Origin of the sequence: Polycladomyces abyssicola (genome assembly GCF_018326425.1) — a bacterium.
GTDB classification, from domain to species: domain Bacteria; phylum Bacillota; class Bacilli; order Thermoactinomycetales; family JIR-001; genus Polycladomyces; species Polycladomyces abyssicola.
This window is the reverse complement of record NZ_AP024601.1, coordinates 1-20,576: the sequence shown is the minus strand read 5'-3', so window position 1 is coordinate 20,576 and position 20,576 is coordinate 1. Positions and strand designations below refer to the sequence as shown.

Sequence of the window (20,576 nt, the reverse complement as noted above, 5' to 3'; positions counted from 1 at the left end):
GGAAAGTTCAATCGCGTCAACTCATGTTTGCTCCTTCTTGAGATACCTTTTTCCAACGAGTGTGACCTTGGAGCACTGCAATTGATGAGCGGAAGGAGAAAGAATCACTCGATGCCAAAGTGAAAGTGTGTCTGATCATGCCTGGATCGTCACGCCGTATTCGCGCATCCACATATCCAGTTGCCACCAATGGGCAAACAATTGCGGTACGTTCATCAGTTGGCCGAACCAAGGGAGATGTACTTTGGAAAGATCGGCACGTGCAAACGATCGAACCGCTTCTATATCCAAAAGATCACGCAACGGGGATTGTGGATCGTCCAGCAATTGCAGGACCTGATTCCTCACAGCGGTTAAATAACCCGGATCGTGTGTTTTCGGATAGGGACTTTTTTTGCGCCACAATACATCATCAGGCAGGATGCCGGTCAACGCCCGTCTGAGTAATCCCTTTTCCCTCCCCTCCAACGCCTTCCATTCCCATGGAACATTCCACATGTATTCAACCAGCGGATGATCGCAAAACGGCACCCGCACTTCCAATCCGACCGCCATACTCATGCGGTCTTTACGGTCCAACAGGGTCGGCATCCAACGCGTGAGGTTGAGGTAAAACATCTCCCGCATCCGCGCATTGGAATCCTCCTCTCTCTCCAAAGCGGGCACCTCGGCAATCGCTTCCCGATACCGCTCCTGTACATACTCGTCAGGCCGCGTCATCCGCGTCACATCCGGAGAGAGAAAGCGAACCCGCTGATCCGTCATACGCGCCCAAGGAAACGTGTCTGCTTCCAACATTTCCCGTCGGTGAAACCATGGATAGCCCCCAAACACTTCGTCGGCACATTCGCCCGAAAGTACCATCGTGGCTGATTGTTTGATTTCCTTGCAAAACAGGAGCAGGGAAGCGTCCACATCCGTCATCCCCGGCAGATCCCGTGCCCGAAGGGCATCCGCCAGCGCTGAGACCAATTCCGGTAAATCCACTTCGATGACGTGATGACGAGACTGCAAATATTCACTCATCCGTTTGACCCAAGGTGCATCGGAATTGGGCTGAAACTCGTTCGGCGTGAAATGCCGGTCATTCCCTACGTAGTCGACGGAAAAAGTATCCACGGGGCCGCGTCCTTCCTCTTCCATCACCCGGGACGCCCAAGCGGAGATGGCACTGGAGTCCAGACCGCCGGACAGCATCGTTCCAACCGGCACGTCTGATACTAACTGCCGGCGAACAGTATCCTGGAACAACGACCGTACCCGTTCGATCGTGGTTGGCAGATCATCGGTGTGTTCCCGGCTTTCCAATGTCCAGTACGGTTGTTTGCGGATCCCGTCCCGATCCACGATCATCCACCATCCGGCGCGCAATTCCTCCACTCCCCGGAACACACCGTGGCCAGGTGTTCGCGCCGGCGACATCACCAGCACTTCTGCCAACCCCTCGGCGTCAATCACTGGTTCCACATCGGGATGTGCCAACAAGGATTTCAGCTCGGAACCGAACAGAAACGCCCCATCACGTACCGCATAAAACAACGGTTTTACCCCGATACGATCTCGTGCCAGAAAAAGTCGTTTCTCCGCTTCATCCCAAATGGCGTAAGCAAAAATTCCCCGCAATCGGCTCATGCATGCCGGTCCCCATTGCATGTACGCCCGCAATACCAACTCGGTGTCGGATCGCGATTCCATACGGTGGCCGCATTGTTCCAACTCCCGCCGCAGTTCGTCCATATTGTACAATTCGCCATTGTAGACAATGACGTATGTTCGTTCCTCGGTCCGACGGACCATCGGCTGGGCCCCCCCTTCCAGGTCGATCACGGCCAGACGCCGATGACCCAATGCCGCGTGTTGAGACAGCCATTTTCCCTCTGCATCCGGTCCGCGGCGACAATGGGTTTGGTTCATTGTCTCCAAAATCGCACCCTGGTTTCGCAAATCCCGTTTCCAGTCAATCCATCCCGTGATACCGCACATGGGTTTCCCATCCCTCCATGCCAATGATCCACTGTTGGGTTCTGGGCGATTGCCCCACCAACATCCTATGTGGAGAAAGGGATCTGGGTGCGCCCTGACACCGAGATTCGGCAATGCTCCCTGAATTCACCGTCATATTCGCGGCCGGATCGTGAAAAATAAACATTAACGTCCAAGCAAAGGAGTGACAAAGCATGGCGCGAGATGTACTGTGCGAAGTCAACAATTGCACTTACTGGGGCGAAGGTAACAAATGCAAGGCCGATCGGATCTATGTCGTCAGTCATCGTGGGGAACAAGCAAAAAATTCCGAGGAAACCGATTGTCACACGTTTAAGCCGAAATGAACCTGAAGAAAAAGGAGCCGTCATCGAGACGGCTCCGTATCCGATCGAAAACGTTCAATTAATCCTATCCAGGGAAAACACCGAAGGAACGGATCACCCAATGCACTGTCTTTTTCGATTGTCTCATGGGGCAAGCCTTCTTGATTCAACCATAAAAAGGAGCCGTCCTGCCCATGCAGAACGGCTTCCTCGTGTTTGGCGGAGAGGGTGGGATTCGAACCCACGGAGGGCGTAAGCCCTCGGCGGTTTTCAAGACCGCTGCCTTAAACCACTCGACCACCTCTCCATAATAGACGGAGACATGATGTCATTATACTCAAATGCGCCAAATTGTCAAGGGTTAAGGGGAATACTACCGGGTTTGTTTACCATCTCAGGAGGTTGTTAGAAAGGGGCGGGACCTGTTTTCCCGTTGAGGTATGTCCAGGGAATACCACTGAGAAAACGGTCCCCCATTATGGCGATCCACCTGTGCGCTTCACTGTCCGGCCGGACGTATGAATTCCATTCCACCCATATAGGGTTGGAGCGCTTTCGGAATCCGCACGCTGCCGTCGGCCTGCTGATGATTTTCCAAAATGGCCGCCACCGTCCGACCGATCGCCAATCCCGAACCGTTCAGGGTGTGGACGAATTCCGGCTTGCTTTTCGGGTTGCGGCGGAAGCGGATGTTGGCTCGACGAGCCTGGAAATCCTCAAAGTTGCTGCACGAAGAAATCTCTCTGTAAGTTCCCGAGCTGGGCAACCAGACTTCCAGATCGTATTTTTTTGCGGCGGTGAATCCCAAATCAGCCGTGCACATGTTTAATACGCGGTAGGGAAGCTCCAGCAGTTGCAGGACTTTTTCCGCATCAGCCACCAATTTCTCCAGCTCCTGATAGGAGTCCTCTGGACGGACGAATTTCACCAGCTCCACTTTGTTGAACTGATGCAGGCGAATCAACCCGCGGGTATCCCGTCCGGCGGAACCGGCCTCCGAACGGAAACAGGCACTGAACGCCGCATAACGGATCGGCAACTCCTCTTCCGACAGAATTTCCCCTGCGTGGAAGTTGGTAACCGGCACCTCGGCCGTGGGGATGAGGAAGTAATCCGTATCCCGAACGCCGAACGCGTCTTCTTCAAATTTGGGTAATTGACCTGTACCGGTCATGCTGTCCCTGTTCACAATATAAGGCGGTAACATCTCCACGTATCCGTGTTGTTCGGTGTGCAAATCGAGCATGAAGTTGATCAGGGCTCGTTCCAGCCGGGCACCCGCCCCTTTGTAAAATACGAAACGGGAACCGACCACTTTGCCCGCACGCTCAAAATCCAGGATGTCCAATGCTTGTGCAATTTCCCAATGCGGTTTCGGTTCAAAATCAAACTGAGGTACTTCTCCCCATTGGCGTACGGGAACATTGTCTTCCTCGCTGTTCCCCACCGGCACACTTTCGTGTGGCAGGTTGGGGATGGTTAACAGGATTTCCTCCAATTCCGCTTCAACTTGGCGCAGTTCCTCATCCAACCGTTTGATTTCGTCTCCTACCCGCCTCATGTTCTCAATCTCGGCGGTGGCATCTTCTCCCGCTTTTTTCTTTTGGGCGATTTCCCGGGAAACCGTGTTGCGCTGGTTTTTCAACTGCTCGGTTTGTCGCAGGAGTTCCCTTCGCTTTTCGTCCAGTTGCTGAAAGGAATCAAGCCCGCTGATATCTTCTCCTCGATGTTGCAGCCTGGCTTTCACTTCATCAAACCGATTGCGCAACAGTTTCATGTCCAGCATGCACGATCAACCTCCCAATTCAAAAATAAAAAACCTCCCGCCACCGAAGGGACGGAAGGTTCCGCGTTGCCACCCTTGTTGACCGAAAAGGATGGTTTCCCACCGTTTCGGCCCGCTCTCCGACGGAGTAACGTTCCGCCTGACGGAAGCGTTTCGGGCACGGAACCGTTAACGGGTCCGCGCTTTCACGCCCTGCTCCGAGAGGGATTCCCTTCATCTGACGCGACGGTTCGCACCACCCACCGCCTCTCTGTAACCGACAGGATGAAGGTACTCGTTCTCATCAGCGCATTTGGCATATGTCAGATGGATTTGCCGGGGACATCCGGCAGGTACCAGTTATGCTCGTGGTCATGATTCACTGCCACTTTCAATCCTATTATCATCCAACACTCCGCATTTAAACCGTCGGGACTTGCAGGGATTCCTTCACCATGTCCACAAAGTAGGCATGCACCCGTACGTCATCAGTCAGCTCAGGATGGAATGCGGCACCCAGCAGATGACCTTGACGGGCCGCCACGATTTTTCCGTCGATCTCGGACAGTGCTTCCACACCGTCATCCACTTGCGTGATGTACGGTGCCCGAATAAACACCGCACGGAAGTTATCGGCCACGCCGCGAATGTTCAGATCGGCTTCAAAACTTTCACGCTGACGACCGAATGCATTCCGCTCGACGGCGATGTCCATCAAACCCAAATGGTGGGTGTCCGTCCCTTCGATGCGTTTGGCCAGCAGGATTAAACCGGCGCAGGTACCAAACATCGGTTTCCCTGCTTCGGCCATCCGTTTGACCGGCTCCACGAGGTCGTATTTATGCATCAGCTTGCTGATGGTGGTGGATTCCCCGCCCGGAATGACCAAACCGTCCAGATCAGCCAGCTGCTCGGCCCGTTTCACCGGTACCGCGTCGGCGCCGGCCATTTCCAACAAGCGCAAATGCTCCCGAACGGCTCCCTGCAAAGCGAGCACCCCGATTTTCATCGTGCCATTCCTCCCATTACCAGCCGCGTTCCTGCATGCGGTCTTCTTTGGCGAGGCGGGAAATTTCGATTCCCGTCATCGCGCCGCCCAAACCTTTGGACAGATGGGCGATCAGCTCAAAATCTTCATAATGCGCCGTTGCTTCGACGATCGCACGGGCATATTTTTCCGGATTCTCCGATTTGAAAATCCCCGATCCGACAAAGACGCCGTCAGCACCCAGGTGCATCATCAATGCAGCGTCTGCCGGTGTCGCCACACCGCCTGCGGCGAAGTTGACAACCGGAAGGCGGCCGGTTTCGTGCACTTGCAGCAACAGCTCATACGGTGCTCCCAGCTGTTTGGCTTCCGCCATCAGTTCGTCGCGGGACATCGATTGCACCTTGCGGATCTGGCTCTGCATCATCCGCATATGGCGGACGGCCTCGACGATATTGCCGGTGCCGGGTTCCCCTTTGGTCCGGATCATCGATGCACCTTCACCGATCCGGCGCAGCGCTTCACCCAAATCCCGCGCTCCGCAGACGAATGGCACGGTAAATTGCGTTTTATCGATATGGTACACGTCATCCGCCGGCGTGAGCACTTCGCTTTCGTCGATATAGTCCACGCCCAGCGCTTCCAACAGACGTGCCTCCACGAAGTGTCCGATCCGCGCTTTGGCCATGACCGGAATGCTCACCGCGTTCATCACTTCTTCGATAACGGTCGGGTCCGCCATCCGCGCCACACCGCCCGCGGCCCGAATATCGGCCGGGACGCGCTCCAGCGCCATGACGGCCACTGCTCCGGCGGCTTCCGCGATTTTGGCCTGTTCGGCGTTGACGACGTCCATGATGACGCCGCCTTTTTGCATTTCGGCCATGCCGCGTTTGACACGGTCCGTACCTGTGATCACGTTTTTCTCAGCCATTGCTTCTCTCCCTGCCCTTCCCGCATCCCGATGAAACTCCATTCAATGCATGTATCCTTGATCGTTTATCGTGTTCTCACTCAGCACATTTATTATACCAAATAACCGTGGAACTGTAAGAGACCAACCCCTGGGAGTGACGATCAATCCCTTCCCCATGTGGAGAAGTCACTACCAGGGAAAGGCCGTTTGTCAGACTCAGACTGGCTACCAAACGACAAATCAGCTTTCATCAATTACAGCATCAAGAAAACAAACCGCTGACTTCCTCGCCGATTTTCCGGAAAAACAACTCCCACCAGCTGGCTTTTTCCACATCCTGAAGTACTCTGACGGGAATGGGATCTGGATTCCGCATCTCTTTCCCATCATACAAAATTCGCAGTGTACCGACTACCTCTCCTGCACGAAGCGGAGCTTCCAGTCTTTTTATGTAATCCACGTGGAGCGTGTACCGGCTCTCTTGTCCTTTCTCAACCGGAAAAACGACAGGGTGATCCGTCACCAGCGGAATCTCGGGCACCACACCGTCCGTTACCGGCACGCGCTCGTACCCCGGTATCACTTGTCCGCCCGAAAGAAACGTCTTTAGGGTGAATTGGCTGAACCCGTAATCCAACAATTGCTTTGTAGCCGTAAATCGGGTGCTTTCGGCCGGCGTATCCATCACAACGGTGATCAACCGCATCCCATTCTTCACGGCGGTTCCGGTGAAACAATATCCCGCATTCCTGGTGTGGCCGGTTTTCAATCCGTCCACGCCGGGGTAGTAAAACCTGAGTCCCGGCAACATGAGATTCCAGTTGGTCAGACGTTGTTGGCGTGGTTCTCCTTTGCGAAAAACAATTCGCGGCTGGGAAATGATCTTGGTCACTTCCGGATAATCTTTCAACAACCGACGTGCCAAAAGTGCACAGTCACGTGCGGACATCACATGAGAACCCAGTACGTTGGGCGGATCAGCATAGAAATGATTGTCCAACCCCGTCGCATTGTGATAATGCGTATGGGTCATTCCTAACTCCCGGGCCTTGCGGTTCATCAATCCCACAAATGCTTCTTCGCTCCCGCCGATTTTTTCAGCCAAAGCAACGGTCGCGTCGTTGGCCGAATAGACCGACATGGCCGTAAACAGTTCCAATATGGTCCGTTTCTCACCCGGCACCAAATTTACTTGGGCTTCATTCACACCCGCGGCGTGCTTGCTTACCGTCACCTGATCCTCCCAATGAAGTTCCCCACGCCGAACCTTTTCCATCACGATGTATTCCACCATCATCTTGGTCATGCTGGCCGGCGGACGAGGTACATCTGCATCTTTCTCCGCCAGCACCCGGCCGGATTGGAACTCCATCACGATGTAGGAAGCGGCGCGAACCTGAGGTGGTTTTGAAGCGGCCTGTGCCGGTACAAGGGAGGGAAGCAGACAAAAGATCAGTAGGAGTGCAGCGATTTTTCTCTGTTGAGCACTCCGAAACCAGTGACGCAAACGTGTCACCTCCGGCGACAATTGGAAAAATTGAACACAAGCATATCTCCATTTTACGTTCGCGATCGTGCGGAATCAATGACAGAAAAAAGGCAAGAAAAAAGCAGGGAATCTTCCCTGCTGATATTGCGAGCGGATCCGAATTTCCCGTCGAGCGCGGAGCGGAGACGGGAAATAGCCCGCAAACTTTGTGAAACAGAGAAGATTCCCCGCCGAATCTTACAGATGGTAGTTGGGTGCTTCCTTGGTGATCTGGATGTCGTGCGGATGACTTTCACGCAACGATGCATTGGTGATCCGGATGAACCGTGTGTTTTCACGCAGTTCGTCCAGATTTTTCACCCCGCAATAACCCATGCCGGCCCGAAGTCCACCGATCAGCTGATACACCGTGTCGGCCACCGGCCCTTTGTATGGCACGCGCCCTTCGATGCCCTCGGGTACCAGCTTGCGTACATTTTCCTGGAAGTAGCGGTCTTTGCTCCCTGCCTGCATCGCGCCGAGTGAACCCATGCCGCGATACACTTTGAACCGGCGCCCTTGATAAATCTCCGATTCACCCGGGGATTCCTCACAACCAGCGAACAGACTGCCCAGCATGACCGCATGCGCGCCTGCAGCGATCGCCTTGACGATGTCGCCCGAATAACGGATCCCTCCATCGGCGATGATCGGGACACCGTATTCGCGTGCCACCGTAGCACAATCGTAGATGGCTGTGATCTGGGGTACGCCGATACCTGCCACGATGCGGGTAGTGCAGATCGAGCCGGGACCGATCCCCACTTTGACGATGCTGGCACCGGCCTCGATCAGGTCACGGGTACCCTCGGCTGTTGCCACATTGCCGGCTATGATGACCAGATCGGGGAACATCTCCCGAAGTTTGGCCACCGTCTCCAGCACACCCTTGGAATGGCCATGCGCGGTATCCACCACCAACACGTCCACTTCCGCTTCCACGAGCGCCGCCGCTCGCTTAAACGTATCCTGCGATACACCGACCGCCGCACCGGCCAACAAGCGGCCCTGCTCGTCTTTGGCGGCATGGGGGAACAATGTGGCTTTTTCAATGTCCTTGATGGTGATAAGTCCTTTCAGCACACCGTTTTCGTCCACCAAGGGCAGTTTTTCGATCTTGTGTTTTTGCAGGATGCCTTCCGCTTCTTTCAGCGTGGTGCCGACCGGCGCCGTGACCAGATTCTCCTTGGTCATCACTTCGCTGATCGGCGTGGAATAATCGTGGACAAAGCGCAAATCCCGGTTGGTAATGATACCTACCAGTTTCCGCTTTTCATCCACAATCGGCACACCGGAAATCCGGTATTTCGACATCAATTCTTCCGCTTCATACACTTTGTGATCGGGATGGAGATAAAAAGGATTGGTGATGACTCCACTCTCGGAACGCTTGACGCGATCCACTTCTTCTGCCTGTTCCTCGATTTTCATGTTTTTGTGGATGATACCGATACCACCTTGCCGGGCCAACGCGATGGCCATCGGCGCTTCCGTCACCGTATCCATGCCTGCGCTGATCAACGGGATGTTCAACCTGATCTTGTCCGTCAGCTTGGTGGAAACATCCACGTCGCGCGGCAACACGTCTGTCTTGTTGGGTATCAGCAAAACGTCGTCAAACGTGAGACCTTCCTTGGCAAATTTGTCATCCCACATGGGTGCATCCGATCCCCTTTTTTGTTTAAGTTTCCGAATGATAGTTTGTGCAAGTGTAACAAACACTTAATCGGTCCGTCAAGACAAAACCCGCGATTTTCACGGAGTAGTGCAAGGTCGAATTTTCTAAACAAAGCATGGCTTTCCACGAACCGGACAAACTAATAAAACATTGACATTCGAGGTGTATCCCCGTGATCCATCCGACGGAAGAAACCGTCTGGTCGCTGTTTTTGCGGTTGGAAAATGAACCCGCGGCCAAGCGGTTTTTGACCGAACGCTACCGGGAACAGGGAGTAGAAAATGCGGAAAGGGCGGCATATCTCAGTTCCCAACCGTTCCGCTATTACCTCACACTTGGCCGGGAGACCATCCACTCCCTACGGACATGTGACCCGCTGATTCAACCACTTCCCGCCTATTATGGCATGATGCATTTGATGAAGGCGATCGTACTGTCACGGATGCCTGATTATCCCCAAAACACATCGGTCCTGCGGCACGGACTCTCTACACGCAAACGGAAAAAAAGCTTGTTCCGCTTTCGGGACGAAGAAGTGCGTGTGCAAAAGGAGGGATTGTTCCCTTTGCTGCTTGGCCTGTTTGGGATATGGGGACTGGAGGGCGAAGTGTTGTTTCTGAAGGAATTATGGGGATTGATTCCGGAATTGCAGGAAACGTACCAGTTTCTTTATGGGCACACTACGCTGTACCCGATCATCTGTCACGAAGAGGATGTTACAACCCCTTTTTACTCGGTTTCGGAAAAATTACTCGATGCATTGCACTTGACGCCTGACGGCTGGATTCGACGATTGAACGGATCAAAGAAAGCGGGGAATCATACATTCATCCTCTTATCCGCCAATAATGGCCGCGTATCCTTTCAACTGCAATCCGATCATGACAAACCGACCCGGTTAGAAGAGGTACACCCCTGGTTTCGCGCTTCCCTGACGAATCAAACCTTTGTCTATACCGGGGAAAACGCCGTATGCGGACTCCTCCCCGAGCTGTTGGTCCACTATGCCATCCTGTTTGCACTCAGTATGCTTTGCCGCTATGAAACACCTTTGTGGGCGGAAATGAATCTTGAAGGTACGGCGGATGAAACAGCATTGATCCGTTCATTTTTGCTTTTGGTGCGAATAAAGATGCCGTTGTTGGTATGGGATGCCCTGTGGTGCCGGAACGGATGTTTCCACAATTCCTCCACGGGTTGTGGATAACTCTGTGGATAACTTGTGGGAATCCCGCACGAAGAAGCCCCGTCCGAAAAGTTGGCCGCTGATCGGACGGGGCTTTGTATGAAATCCTTTCTCTCGTATATGACAATTTTCCCATTCATGTTATAATCATGGTTGGATATAGTGAAAAATTTTTCAATCATTCTCAAAAAGAAGGGTTGGGAAAACGTGTTTGGGAAAGTGGCAGCCGACGTATTGGGATTGAGCGATATCGGGTCCGTGATCTATCCGAAGGATTACGACAAGGTGGACGCCGATGATTATTTGATGCATGAAGACGGCGAGAAAATCTATTTTCTGATCAAGTCGAAATCGGATGAGTACTGCTTTACCAACAAAGCGTTGATCCACCTGGACGGTACCAGTGCGACCAGCAAAAAACGGGTGCTCCGCCGCTATGATTACGTGACGCACAAAATCTCCAATGTCGTGCTTGAAACTGCCGGTACGGTAGACTTAGACGTGGAACTCAAATTCCACATCGGTTCCCAGCACTACTCCATAGATGTACATAAAAAGCATCTGGAAGAGTTGAAGGATTTGTACAAGGCACTCATCAAAATCGCGGAAATCACGCACGAAAATGAAGTAATACTGTCTTACGCCAAACAAAGCCTGGAACTGGCTTCTCAAACGCTGAGCCGAGTGGCGAGCACGGAAAGCGGATTGGTCAATCAGTTCAAAGAGTTAAACCAGGCTTCCTTCCAATGGCTGGTGGACGCCACCAAGCAATATCGCATTAAGGATTTCGGTTTTGTCTTTGAGCGTTATATCAATAACTAAACATGGCCGCCTGATAGAATGGCCAGACACGCCCTCAACCACTTTGTTAGCGCTTGGGGCCTCCCTTTGATGGGAGGCCCCAAGCGTGACTATTCACTCGTCTCTTCTCCGTTTTCCTCTTCCTTGTGAACCGGTGCAACGGTGGCTACTTCCTCTCCCTCTTTCAGGTGAATCAGCTTGACGCCCTGAGCATAGCGTCCCTGCGTGGAGATACCCGCGATTTTCTGCCGGTTCACGACGCCGCCGGTGGTGACGATCATGAGATCCTCTTCCGGCGATACCACTTTGTGTGCGACGACGAATCCCTTCCGTTTGTTCAGACTGAGTGTCTTGATCCCCTTGCCGCCACGGGATTGTACGCGATATTCTTCCAGCGGGGTCCGCTTGCCATACCCTTTGGAAGTGACGATCATCACATCCAAACCATCCGTGGCGACGTCCATATCAATCACTTCATCCCCCTCGGCGAGGGTGATCCCTTTCACTCCTGTGGCCGCCCGGCCCATTTCCCTGACTTCCTGTTCCGGGAAGCGGATGGACATGCCATACTTGGTTCCCAGCAAGACTTCCTGGTTGCCGTCGGTCAGGTGGACGCCGACCAGCTCGTCACCTTCACGTAAGTTAATGGCGAACAAGCCGTTACGCCGGATGTTCTCAAACTCCTGCAATGCCGTCTTTTTCACGACACCGTGCCGGGTGGCGAAGAACAGGAATTTGTCTTGGGCGAACTCCTTGACCGGGATGACCGCATGGATGTATTCATCCTGATCGATCTGGATCAGGTTGATGATTGGCGTTCCCCGGGCCGTCCGCCCCAACTCCGGCACTTCATACGCTTTGAGCCGATAGACTTTCCCCTTGTTGGAGAAGAACAAGAGGTGGTTATGCGAATGAGTGACGAACAGGTGCTGGACAAAGTCATCCTCCCGCGTGCCCATGCCAGTGATGCCGCGACCGCCACGCTTTTGCGCACGGTAGGTGGACAGCGGCATCCGTTTGATGTACCCGCGATGGGTGAGCAGGATCGCCACCTCTTCTTCCGGAATCAGGTCTTCCTCATCGATTTCGTCCGCTTTGGCGCGAATCCGCGTCCGCCGATCATCCCCGAATTTCTCGCGGATTTCCAACAGTTCCTCGCGTACCACCCCGCGAATTTTGTCTTCGCTGGACAAGATGTCGCGCAAGTGGGCGATCAATTTTTGCAGTTCCTGATACTCATCTTCGATTTTCTCCCGCTCCAAGCCGGTCAATCGTTGCAGGCGCATGTCCAGGATCGCCTGTGCCTGCTTCTCAGACAAGCCGAACCGTTCCATCAGCCCGTCGCGTGCTTCCTGCGCGGTGCGTGAGCCGCGAATCAAAGCGATCACTTCGTCGATGTGATCCAACGCGATGCGCAGCCCTTCGAGGATGTGGGCTCGCTCTTCCGCTTTGCGCAGATCGTACGCCGTACGGCGGCGGATCACCTCAATCTGATGCTCCAGATAGTGATGGAGCAGTTGCTTCAGATTGAGAATCCGCGGCTGACCGTCCACCAAGGCCAACATGATCACGCCGAAGCTGGTTTGCAGGGCGGTGTGTTTGAACAAGTTGTTTAAGATGATTTGCGGATTGACATCCCGGCGCAATTCGATGACGACACGCATACCGTTGCGGTCTGATTCATCGCGCAGGTCGGTGATGCCTTCGATCTTTTTGTCCCGCACCAGTTCGGCGATTTTCTCCACCAATTTTGCCTTGTTCACCTGATACGGCAACTCTTCGACCACGATGCGCATCTTGCCGTTGTTGGCTTCCTCGATCCTCGTTTTGGCCCGGATCTGGATGCTGCCCCGGCCGGTCCGGTAAGCCTTCTTGATGCCGTCCTTGCCCATGATGATGCCGCCGGTGGGGAAATCCGGTCCTTTGATCTTTTTCATCAATTCATCGATCGTCACATCGGGGTTGTCGATCATCAGGATCAAGCCGTCAATCGCTTCCCGCAGGTTGTGCGGGGGGATGTTGGTGGCCATCCCGACGGCGATGCCCGATGCCCCGTTGACCAGCAGGTTGGGGAAACGGGCAGGCAACACCAGCGGTTCTTCTTGTTGACCGTCATAGTTGGGACCGAAGTCGATCGTGTCTTTGTGGATGTCCCGCAGCAGCTCCAAGGTGATCGGCGCCATCCGGGCTTCGGTGTACCGCATCGCAGCGGGTGCGTCCCCGTCAACGGAACCGAAGTTGCCGTGACCGTCCACCAGCATGTAGCGGTAGGAGAAATCCTGTGCCATCCGAACCATCGCGTCGTACACGGCCGCATCGCCGTGCGGGTGGAACTGAGCGGTCACGTTCCCGACGACGCGGGACGATTTTTTGTACGGTTTGTCCGGGGTCATCCCCAAGTCAAACATGGTGTAGAGAATCCGGCGGTGCACCGGTTTCAATCCATCCCGGACGTCCGGCAGGGCCCGGCTGACGATGACGCTCATCGCGTAGTCCAAAAACGAGTTGCGCATCTCCTGGCTGATATTCACTTCTTGTATGCGCTCGGTTCCCTCAGGCATATCTCTATTCCCTCCGATTCACGCCGCATCATACATCCAGATTGCGTACCTGTTTGGCGTATTCCTGGATGAATTCGCGACGCGGCTCTACTTTGTCCCCCATCAGCGTTTCAAAGACCGTATCCGCATCCATCGCATCTTCCAGCGACACTTTGAGCAGGGTACGGCTTTCGGGGTCCATTGTCGTCTCCCAAAGCTGGGTGGCATTCATTTCTCCCAACCCTTTGTACCGCTGAATTTCGATTTTGCCCTTGCCTTCCATCTCACGAACCATTTGCTCTTTTTCCCGGTCATTGTAGGCATACCGAATCGTTTTGCCCTGTGTGATTTTATACAGGGGCGGCTGGGCGATGTAGACGTAGCCCGCCTCGATGAGCGGCCGCATGTAGCGGTAGAAGAACGTCAGGAGCAAGGTGCGGATGTGCGCACCGTCGACGTCGGCATCCGTCATGATGATGATCTTGTGATACCGGGCCTTCTCCAACTGAAAATCCTCGCCGATGCCCGTGCCCAACGCCGTGATGATTGTGCGGATTTCTTCGTTGGACAAGGCTTTGTCAAGGCGCGCCTTTTCGACGTTGAGGATTTTCCCGCGCAAAGGCAAAATCGCCTGGAACATACGATCGCGTCCTTGCTTGGCGGTACCGCCTGCGGAATCCCCTTCCACCAGATACAGCTCGCTGATGGAAGCGTCCCGGGACGTGCAATCGGCCAGTTTCCCCGGCAGGGAACTCACTTCCAACGCGTTTTTGCGCCGGGTCAGCTCGCGCGCCTTCCGGGCGGCTTCCCGTGCCCGGGCAGCCATCACCGCTTTGTTGATGATCTTTTTCGCTTCAGCCGGGTGCTCATCCAGATACATCCCGAAATGCTCGGCAAACAGGGTTTCCGTCACCGTCCGGGCTTCGCTGTTGCCCAGTTTGGTCTTGGTTTGCCCCTCAAATTGCGGATCGGGGATCTTGACGCTGACGATGGCAGTCAGGCCTTCGCGCACGTCGTCCCCGGTCAGGTTGCTGTCGTTGTCTTTAAGCAGATTGTTCCGCCGGGCGTAATCGTTGATCACCCGGGTGAGGGCCGATTTGAAACCGGCCTCGTGCGTCCCGCCCTCATGCGTGTGGATGTTGTTGGCGAAAGAATAGATGTTGGACGCGTAGGAATCGTTGTATTGTAGGGCGATTTGCACCTCAAGGCCTTCTTTTTGGCCTTCGATGTAAATCGGGGGTTGATGCAACACTTCCCGGTTGCGGTTCAAATGCTCGACAAACTGAATGATCCCCCCGTCGTATTTGAACGTCTCAGCCTTGCCTTCGCCACGCTCATCCCGCAAGGTGATCTTTACACCGCGGTTGAGAAACGCCAGCTCCCGCAGGCGCTTTTGCAAGATGTCGTAATCGAAAACGGTTGTCTCGGTGAAGATTTCCGGATCGGGCTTGAACGTGATGCGGGTTCCGGTTTCCTCGGTTTCTCCGATGACTTCCAAGTCGAATTCCGGCACACCGCGGCGATAACGCTGCCGGTGCACTTTACCGTCCCGCTTGACGATGACCTCCAGCCATTCGGACAGGGCGTTAACGACGGAGACACCCACCCCGTGCAATCCGCCGGAGATCTTGTAGCCGTCGCCGCCGAATTTGCCGCCGGCATGCAGGACAGTCATTACCACTTCCACCGCCGGCCTGCCCATCTTGGGATGGATCCCGACCGGAATCCCACTGCCGTTGTCGTCCACGGTGACACTGTTGTCTTCGTGCACCGTTACTTCGATCGTATCGCATCGTCCGGCCAACGCTTCGTCGATGCTGTTGTCCACCACTTCCCACACCAGGTGGTGCAGCCCGCGGCTGCTGGTGGAACCGATATACATCCCCGGACGCTTGCGAACGGCTTCCAATCCTTCAAGTACCTGAATCTGTGTTTCGTCATAGTTGGTTTTTTGCGCTGACACCAACTTCACCTACTCTCTCCTATGTGAAAACTTGCCGTCGGTTTGCGGAAAATTCAAGATGATCGATGAGAACCGTTTCGGGGCGGTTGTGCCCGTTTCATCAGTGTGGTCGACGAGATCGGCGAGGGGTAGATTGCCTCTTTCGTCACCACATAGGATTTGACCTCTTCATGCGAGATGGTTTCCATGCGTCCGCTGGCCTGTGCCGCCTCCAAAAACGGCGTAAGCGAATGGGGGGCTCGGCGCGTACCTGCATCCAAGATGGCCACCACCTCGGTGGAGCGAATCATCTTGTTGCCACCCAAGTGAATATACACCCGGATCACCTCCATTCGGAAATGGTTCCCTGCTTGACCGCGTATACTTGCGCCCGTGCCAATGTGTCGGAGCCGATACCTTCCAAGCCGGTCGCGGTGACAAATGTCTGCACCTTTCCACGGATCGCCTCCAACAGGTGCGTTTTGCGGCTATCGTCCAATTCGGACAGGACATCATCCAAAAGAAGAATGGGATAATGACCGGTTTCCTGTCGAATCAGTTCGATCTCCGCCAGTTTGAGCGAAAGCGCGGCCGTTCGCTGTTGTCCTTGGGAACCGTATGTATGAAGGTCCGTATCGCCGACCGCAAGTTGCAGGTCGTCCCGGTGCGGTCCGATCGATGTGCTGCCCCGGGCAATTTCCTTTTCACGCACCTTTTCCAATTGACGGACCAAACGTTCGGCCAGCACGGATTCCTCCTCTTCGGGCCCGACGGGAATGGAGGGGCAATACCGGAGTTGCAGCCGTTCCTGCCCTTGGGTGATGGCCCGGTGGATTTCTTCTGCCCAAACGGCCAACCGCCCGATAAACATGGCCCGCTTCTTCCATACGACGGCAGCAGCTTGTGCGAGTTGATGGTCCAACACTTCCAACAGCGGGAGTTGGCCACGGTTGCGAAACAAATCTTTGAGCAGATGGTTCCGCTGGACCATCAGTTTGTTGTATTGCGACAAGTGATGCACATAAGCGGGGCTGACCTGACCGATTTCCATGTCCAGGAACCTTCGGCGAACCTGCGGGCTTCCCTTGACCAACGCCAAATCCTCCGGGGCAAACAGCACCGCCGTCAATGTGCCGATGTACTCGGACAGCCGGCGTTGCTCCACGCCGTTTCGACTCGCCTTTTTCCCCTGCTCCGTCAAGCGGATTTCCAGCCGCTGCATTCCTTCGCCGCGCATGACGCGCGCATTCAGTTGGGCAAACGGTTGATTCCACTGGATCAATTCCTTGTGGGAACGCGCACGGTGCGACTTGCCCAAAGCCAGTACGTAAAGGGATTCCAAAATGTTGGTTTTCCCCTGTGCATTGGGACCGATGAAGAGGTGGAGTTCCCCCGGACACGTCAAGTCGAGGTGGTCGATGTTGCGATAATGGCGAAGTTCCAAACGTTGTACGCGCAAAACGGTCCCTCCCGTCAGTCCGCCACCACGCGCACCGGCTCCAGCCCGTCGATTTCCACAATGTCCTGTGGATAGATTTTGCGTCCGCGGCGGTCCTCCTCTTCGCCGTTCACTTTCACGACGTGTTCGGCGAGAAACCATTTGGCCTGCCCGCCGGTCTGAATCACATCCAGCACTTTGAGCAATTGACCAAGCGTGATATAGGGGGTATCGATCTTGACGATTTGCACGGGGTCTTCACTCCAACTCCTTCTTTTCCTCATCCGCAAACGTTGGCTTTTGCGTGTTCGATGAATATCGTCCGTTTTCCCGACTCATTCCAACTTTGCCCTGTCAAGGAAGCATACCATGCCCGCTTCGAACCGAAAGTACAGGACGCGGGCAAAGTTGGCTTCACTTTCAGGATATTGCCCGCGCCCATCCCTGCGCTTTTCAGTTCTTCACTCGGTCGGGCTCAGGTCTTCACCCGCCCGGGAAAACGTCACTGCCTCATGAATGTTTCAAACACGCGCTAACGCGTGCGGATCGGAACAATCAAATGAAGGGCGTCCTCACGGTCGGCCGGTTGGATGACGAACGGTGTCATCGTTCCCGTAAAGGTGATGCGGATCTCTTCGCTGTCCACCGCCCGAAGCGCCTCTATCATGTATCGGGCGTTAAACGAGATGGTCAGTTCTTCTCCGCTCACCTTGGCGGGAACCTCTTCTGTCGCCACACCGACATCCTGTGCGGCCGAAGTGACTTCCACATGCCCTTCGGCTTTCACAGTCCATTTTATCACATTGTCGCGTCCATCCCGACTAATTAATGAGGCACGCTCCACTGATTCCAGCATTTCGCGGGTGGAAGTGACCATCTCCGAGATGCCGCCTTGGGGAATGACCCGGTTGGTATCCGGATAATTTCCTTCTAGCAGTCGAGAGAAGAACAGCAGATTGTCCGCTTTGACCAGGATTTGATTGTCAGCGACGACTACATCCACCCAACCGTCCTGATCTGCCAAAATCTTGGCCAGCTCTGACAAGCTTTTGCCGGGGATGACGACATTGTGCAAATCCAGCTCCGGATCTGCTTCCACTTCGGCTTCCCGGCGGGAGAGTCGGTGACTGTCGGTCGCGACGAAGATGAGGCGTCCTTGTTTCAGCTGACACAGCACCCCCGTCAACACGCCCCGAGCCTCTTGTGTTGAAACGGCAAAACCGGTTTGCCGGATCATCGATTTCAACAGATCCGCCTGCATGCTGAAAGTTTGATGTTCCTCCAGTTGCGGCAGACGCGGGTATTCTTCGGCATCCAGTCCGTTCAGCTGGAACTGGGCCTGACCCGAACGAATTGTGGTGATCAAACGATCTACCGTCCACTCCACTTCATCACCTGGCAATTTGCGTACGATGTCTCCCAAAATGCGTCCGGGTAAGACGATATTTCCTATTCTTTCCACATTTACTTGTTCTTTATCATCCACCCGGTGGGGAATTCGTACTTGAATCGTCAGATCGGAGTTCATCCCGGTCAACGTCAAACCTGTGTCTTCAGCCGAGACTTTGATCCCCGTCAATATGGGGATCGTTGTTTTTTGCGATACCGCTTTGGACACTTGGGACACGGCTTCCACCAATGCCGCGCGTTGTACGCGAAATTTCATGGGAATCCTCCTTTTTCGGTTTCTCCTCTACGATGTGGATATGTTGGGGATTACCGGGTCTGTTGGCGTATCTGAAAGAAGCGGTCGGTGAAAAACGGAGAGGACGTTCTGCGCGGTTCCTGTTCTATTTTCTATTATTGGATAATATAAAAAAGCAGGAGTACTAGTAGTAGGGCCTGTGGATAATGTGTATAAGTGTCGTAAACCCAGATGTGACGGCATATTTCGATGTGGATAATGTGTGTACAAGCTGGGGATAAACACTGATGATTATCCACATTCATCCACAGCCCTGTTTTCATGGTGACAGCGAACTGCTTCGTATAAGAAAAGTCATCCACAGTTTTTCTGTGAATAACATGTGAATGATTAGGTCGTCCGCTGACGGATACGGCTTTTCAACTCTTCGATCGCCTGTTGCAGATGGGGATCGCTTTCGACGATCTTGGCGATCTTTTCATGAGCATGAATCACCGTTGTATGATCCCTGCCACCGAACTCTTCCCCGATTTTCGGCAGAGAATAATCGGTCATTTCCCTGGATAGGTACATGGCGATCTGTCGGGGGAACGCGACGCTTTTCGTCCGTTTTTTCCCTTTGAGATCCTCCAGATCCAACCGGTAATAATCACTGACCACTTGTTGTATGTCCCGAATCGTGATCGCCCGCGGTCCGGATTGCGTGACCAAGTCCTTGAGCGCTTCTTCCGCCAGTTCGGCCGTAATCGGTTTGCTCATCAACGCGGAGTATGCGACGACGCGGATCAATGCCCCTTCCAGCTCCCGAATGTTGGTGTCGACCCGGTTAGCGATGAAAATCAACACTTCATTGGGAATGTTGAGGTTGTCCGCAATCGCTTTTTTGCGCAGAATGGCGATTCGCGTCTCCAGATCGGGAGGCTGAATGTCCGTGATCAGCCCCCATTCAAACCGGGAACGGAGCCGATCTTCTAATGTGGGAATCTCCTTGGGCGGCCGATCGCTGGAAATGACGATCTGTTTGCTTTCCTCATGCAACGCATTGAAAGTGTGGAAAAACTCTTCCTGTGTCTGTTCCTTGCCCGCGAGAAATTGGATGTCGTCGATCAGCAACACGTCTACATTGCGGTATTTGTTCCGGAAATCCACCGTTTTGTTGTCTCGGATCGAGTTGATGAATTCATTGGTGAATTTCTCGGATGACAGATACACCACATTGCTGCCCGGATTATGACTCAATACATAATGCCCGATTGCGTGCATCAGGTGTGTTTTGCCCAACCCGACGCCACCGTAAATAAACAGGGGATTGTACGCTTTGGCGGGTGCTTCTGCCACTGCAAGTGAAGCCGCATGTGCGAACCGGTTGCCCGAGCCGATCACGAACGTGTCAAACGTATACCGGGGATTGAGCATCGTTTTGGGTGAATCGTCCATTTCCCCCGGCTCGTTCGTCGGCGAGACGGTATCATTGTCGTCATTCGCTTTCGACGAGTGTGTGACGAACTGCACGCCGATTACCGACCCCGTTACTTCCCGCAAAGTTTCTCGCACCAAATTGGAGTAACGGGATTCCAACCAGTCGCGGGCAAATTCGTTCGGCGCGGCGATGATCAGCGTCTGATCCCGGTAATCCACAGCCTCTGTGGATTTCAACCATGTTTCATAACTGGGTTTGCTCAGCTTTTCCTGGATGTACTGCAAAGCACGATCCCATAGCTGTTGATAATGCGTTTCCATCTTCTCCCCCCTTCCACCACTTTCCACAGGTTTATCCACACAAATGGGAAACGGTTTGCTCATTCATATCAACAAAAAAAGAGAGTTACCCACAGTATCC

General features: G+C 54.0%; 16 protein-coding genes, 1 tRNA gene and 1 other annotated feature. Of the genes, 3 read left to right on the top strand and 14 right to left on the bottom strand.

All coding sequences use genetic code 11. From position 1 onward, the window contains the following. Positions 1–135 precede the first annotated feature (135 nt). Positions 136–1,983, bottom strand: a complete 1,848-nt coding sequence (gene asnB / locus KI215_RS00085) for an asparagine synthase (glutamine-hydrolyzing) (RefSeq protein ID WP_212773645.1) — start codon at positions 1,981–1,983, stop codon at positions 136–138. Positions 1,984–2,177: 194 nt separating this feature from the next. On the opposite strand from asnB, the gene KI215_RS00080 reads away from it, so the two are divergent. Continuing rightward, complete coding sequence (locus tag KI215_RS00080) at positions 2,178–2,330, top strand: DUF1540 domain-containing protein (RefSeq protein ID WP_212773644.1); 153 nt, start codon at positions 2,178–2,180, stop codon at positions 2,328–2,330. A 196-nt stretch (positions 2,331–2,526) separates the two neighbouring features. Here the strand turns inward: KI215_RS00080 and KI215_RS00075 are convergent. The 6 genes from KI215_RS00075 to guaB all read right to left on the bottom strand — a co-directional run bounded on the left by KI215_RS00075 (position 2,527) and on the right by guaB (position 9,162). Then, positions 2,527–2,616 (bottom strand) — tRNA-Ser (locus KI215_RS00075). Between the two features lie 192 nt (positions 2,617–2,808). Beyond that, entirely contained in the window at positions 2,809–4,095 is a 1,287-nt protein-coding gene (serS, locus tag KI215_RS00070) for a serine--tRNA ligase (protein ID WP_212773643.1), read from the bottom strand. 44 nt (positions 4,096–4,139) lie between these two features. Continuing rightward, positions 4,140–4,391, bottom strand: a binding site (T-box leader). A 104-nt stretch (positions 4,392–4,495) separates the two neighbouring features. Beyond that, entirely contained in the window at positions 4,496–5,083 is a 588-nt protein-coding gene (gene pdxT / locus KI215_RS00065) for a pyridoxal 5'-phosphate synthase glutaminase subunit PdxT (RefSeq protein ID WP_212773642.1), read from the bottom strand. A gap of 16 nt (positions 5,084–5,099) precedes the next feature. After that, on the bottom strand, positions 5,100–5,996 hold the full coding sequence (gene pdxS, locus KI215_RS00060; protein WP_212774991.1) for a pyridoxal 5'-phosphate synthase lyase subunit PdxS: 897 nt from the start codon (positions 5,994–5,996) through the stop codon (positions 5,100–5,102). Positions 5,997–6,240: 244 nt separating this feature from the next. After that, positions 6,241–7,485, bottom strand: coding sequence for a D-alanyl-D-alanine carboxypeptidase family protein (locus KI215_RS00055; protein WP_212773641.1), 1,245 nt, complete (start codon positions 7,483–7,485; stop codon positions 6,241–6,243). Between the two features lie 219 nt (positions 7,486–7,704). Then, positions 7,705–9,162: an IMP dehydrogenase gene (gene guaB / locus KI215_RS00050; protein WP_212773640.1), complete on the bottom strand. Its 1,458-nt coding sequence runs from the start codon at positions 9,160–9,162 to the stop codon at positions 7,705–7,707. Between the two features lie 194 nt (positions 9,163–9,356). Here guaB and KI215_RS00045 point away from each other — a divergent pair, with 194 nt between their 5' ends. Further along, complete coding sequence (locus KI215_RS00045) at positions 9,357–10,391, top strand: YaaC family protein (protein ID WP_212773639.1); 1,035 nt, start codon at positions 9,357–9,359, stop codon at positions 10,389–10,391. 186 nt (positions 10,392–10,577) lie between these two features. Beyond that, positions 10,578–11,192 (top strand): PH domain-containing protein, encoded by a 615-nt coding sequence (locus KI215_RS00040; protein WP_212773638.1) that lies wholly within the window; start codon positions 10,578–10,580, stop codon positions 11,190–11,192. 89 nt (positions 11,193–11,281) lie between these two features. On the opposite strand, the gene gyrA is transcribed toward KI215_RS00040, so the two are convergent. The 7 genes from gyrA to dnaA all read right to left on the bottom strand — a co-directional run bounded on the left by gyrA (position 11,282) and on the right by dnaA (position 20,476). Further along, positions 11,282–13,732, bottom strand: coding sequence for a DNA gyrase subunit A (gyrA, locus tag KI215_RS00035; protein WP_212773637.1), 2,451 nt, complete (start codon positions 13,730–13,732; stop codon positions 11,282–11,284). A 28-nt stretch (positions 13,733–13,760) separates the two neighbouring features. Continuing rightward, entirely contained in the window at positions 13,761–15,674 is a 1,914-nt protein-coding gene (gene gyrB / locus KI215_RS00030; RefSeq protein WP_212774990.1) for a DNA topoisomerase (ATP-hydrolyzing) subunit B, read from the bottom strand. Between the two features lie 53 nt (positions 15,675–15,727). Continuing rightward, positions 15,728–15,991, bottom strand: a complete 264-nt coding sequence (gene remB / locus KI215_RS00025) for an extracellular matrix regulator RemB (RefSeq protein WP_212773636.1) — start codon at positions 15,989–15,991, stop codon at positions 15,728–15,730. Between the two features lie 5 nt (positions 15,992–15,996). Then, complete coding sequence (gene recF, locus KI215_RS00020; RefSeq protein ID WP_212773635.1) at positions 15,997–17,112, bottom strand: DNA replication/repair protein RecF; 1,116 nt, start codon at positions 17,110–17,112, stop codon at positions 15,997–15,999. A 14-nt stretch (positions 17,113–17,126) separates the two neighbouring features. Then, positions 17,127–17,342 (bottom strand): S4 domain-containing protein YaaA, encoded by a 216-nt coding sequence (gene yaaA, locus KI215_RS00015; RefSeq protein ID WP_246512147.1) that lies wholly within the window; start codon positions 17,340–17,342, stop codon positions 17,127–17,129. A gap of 281 nt (positions 17,343–17,623) precedes the next feature. Continuing rightward, entirely contained in the window at positions 17,624–18,757 is a 1,134-nt protein-coding gene (dnaN, locus tag KI215_RS00010; protein ID WP_212773633.1) for a DNA polymerase III subunit beta, read from the bottom strand. A gap of 369 nt (positions 18,758–19,126) precedes the next feature. Next, entirely contained in the window at positions 19,127–20,476 is a 1,350-nt protein-coding gene (dnaA, locus tag KI215_RS00005; RefSeq protein WP_212773632.1) for a chromosomal replication initiator protein DnaA, read from the bottom strand. Positions 20,477–20,576 lie beyond the last annotated feature (100 nt).

What these genes read in the sequence shown, in the direction of transcription:
- gyrA (WP_212773637.1), bottom strand. Translation starts at nt 13,732, where the DNA reads ATGCCTGAGGGAACCGAGCGCATACAAGAAGTGAATATCAGCCAGGAG.
- KI215_RS00080 (WP_212773644.1), top strand. Translation starts at nt 2,178, where the DNA reads ATGGCGCGAGATGTACTGTGCGAAGTCAACAATTGCACTTACTGGGGC.
- dnaA (WP_212773632.1), bottom strand. Translation starts at nt 20,476, where the DNA reads ATGGAAACGCATTATCAACAGCTATGGGATCGTGCTTTGCAGTACATC.
- guaB (WP_212773640.1), bottom strand. Translation starts at nt 9,162, where the DNA reads ATGTGGGATGACAAATTTGCCAAGGAAGGTCTCACGTTTGACGACGTT.
- asnB (WP_212773645.1), bottom strand. Translation starts at nt 1,983, where the DNA reads ATGTGCGGTATCACGGGATGGATTGACTGGAAACGGGATTTGCGAAAC.
- pdxT (WP_212773642.1), bottom strand. Translation starts at nt 5,083, where the DNA reads ATGAAAATCGGGGTGCTCGCTTTGCAGGGAGCCGTTCGGGAGCATTTG.
- serS (WP_212773643.1), bottom strand. Translation starts at nt 4,095, where the DNA reads ATGCTGGACATGAAACTGTTGCGCAATCGGTTTGATGAAGTGAAAGCC.
- pdxS (WP_212774991.1), bottom strand. Translation starts at nt 5,996, where the DNA reads ATGGCTGAGAAAAACGTGATCACAGGTACGGACCGTGTCAAACGCGGC.
- dnaN (WP_212773633.1), bottom strand. Translation starts at nt 18,757, where the DNA reads ATGAAATTTCGCGTACAACGCGCGGCATTGGTGGAAGCCGTGTCCCAA.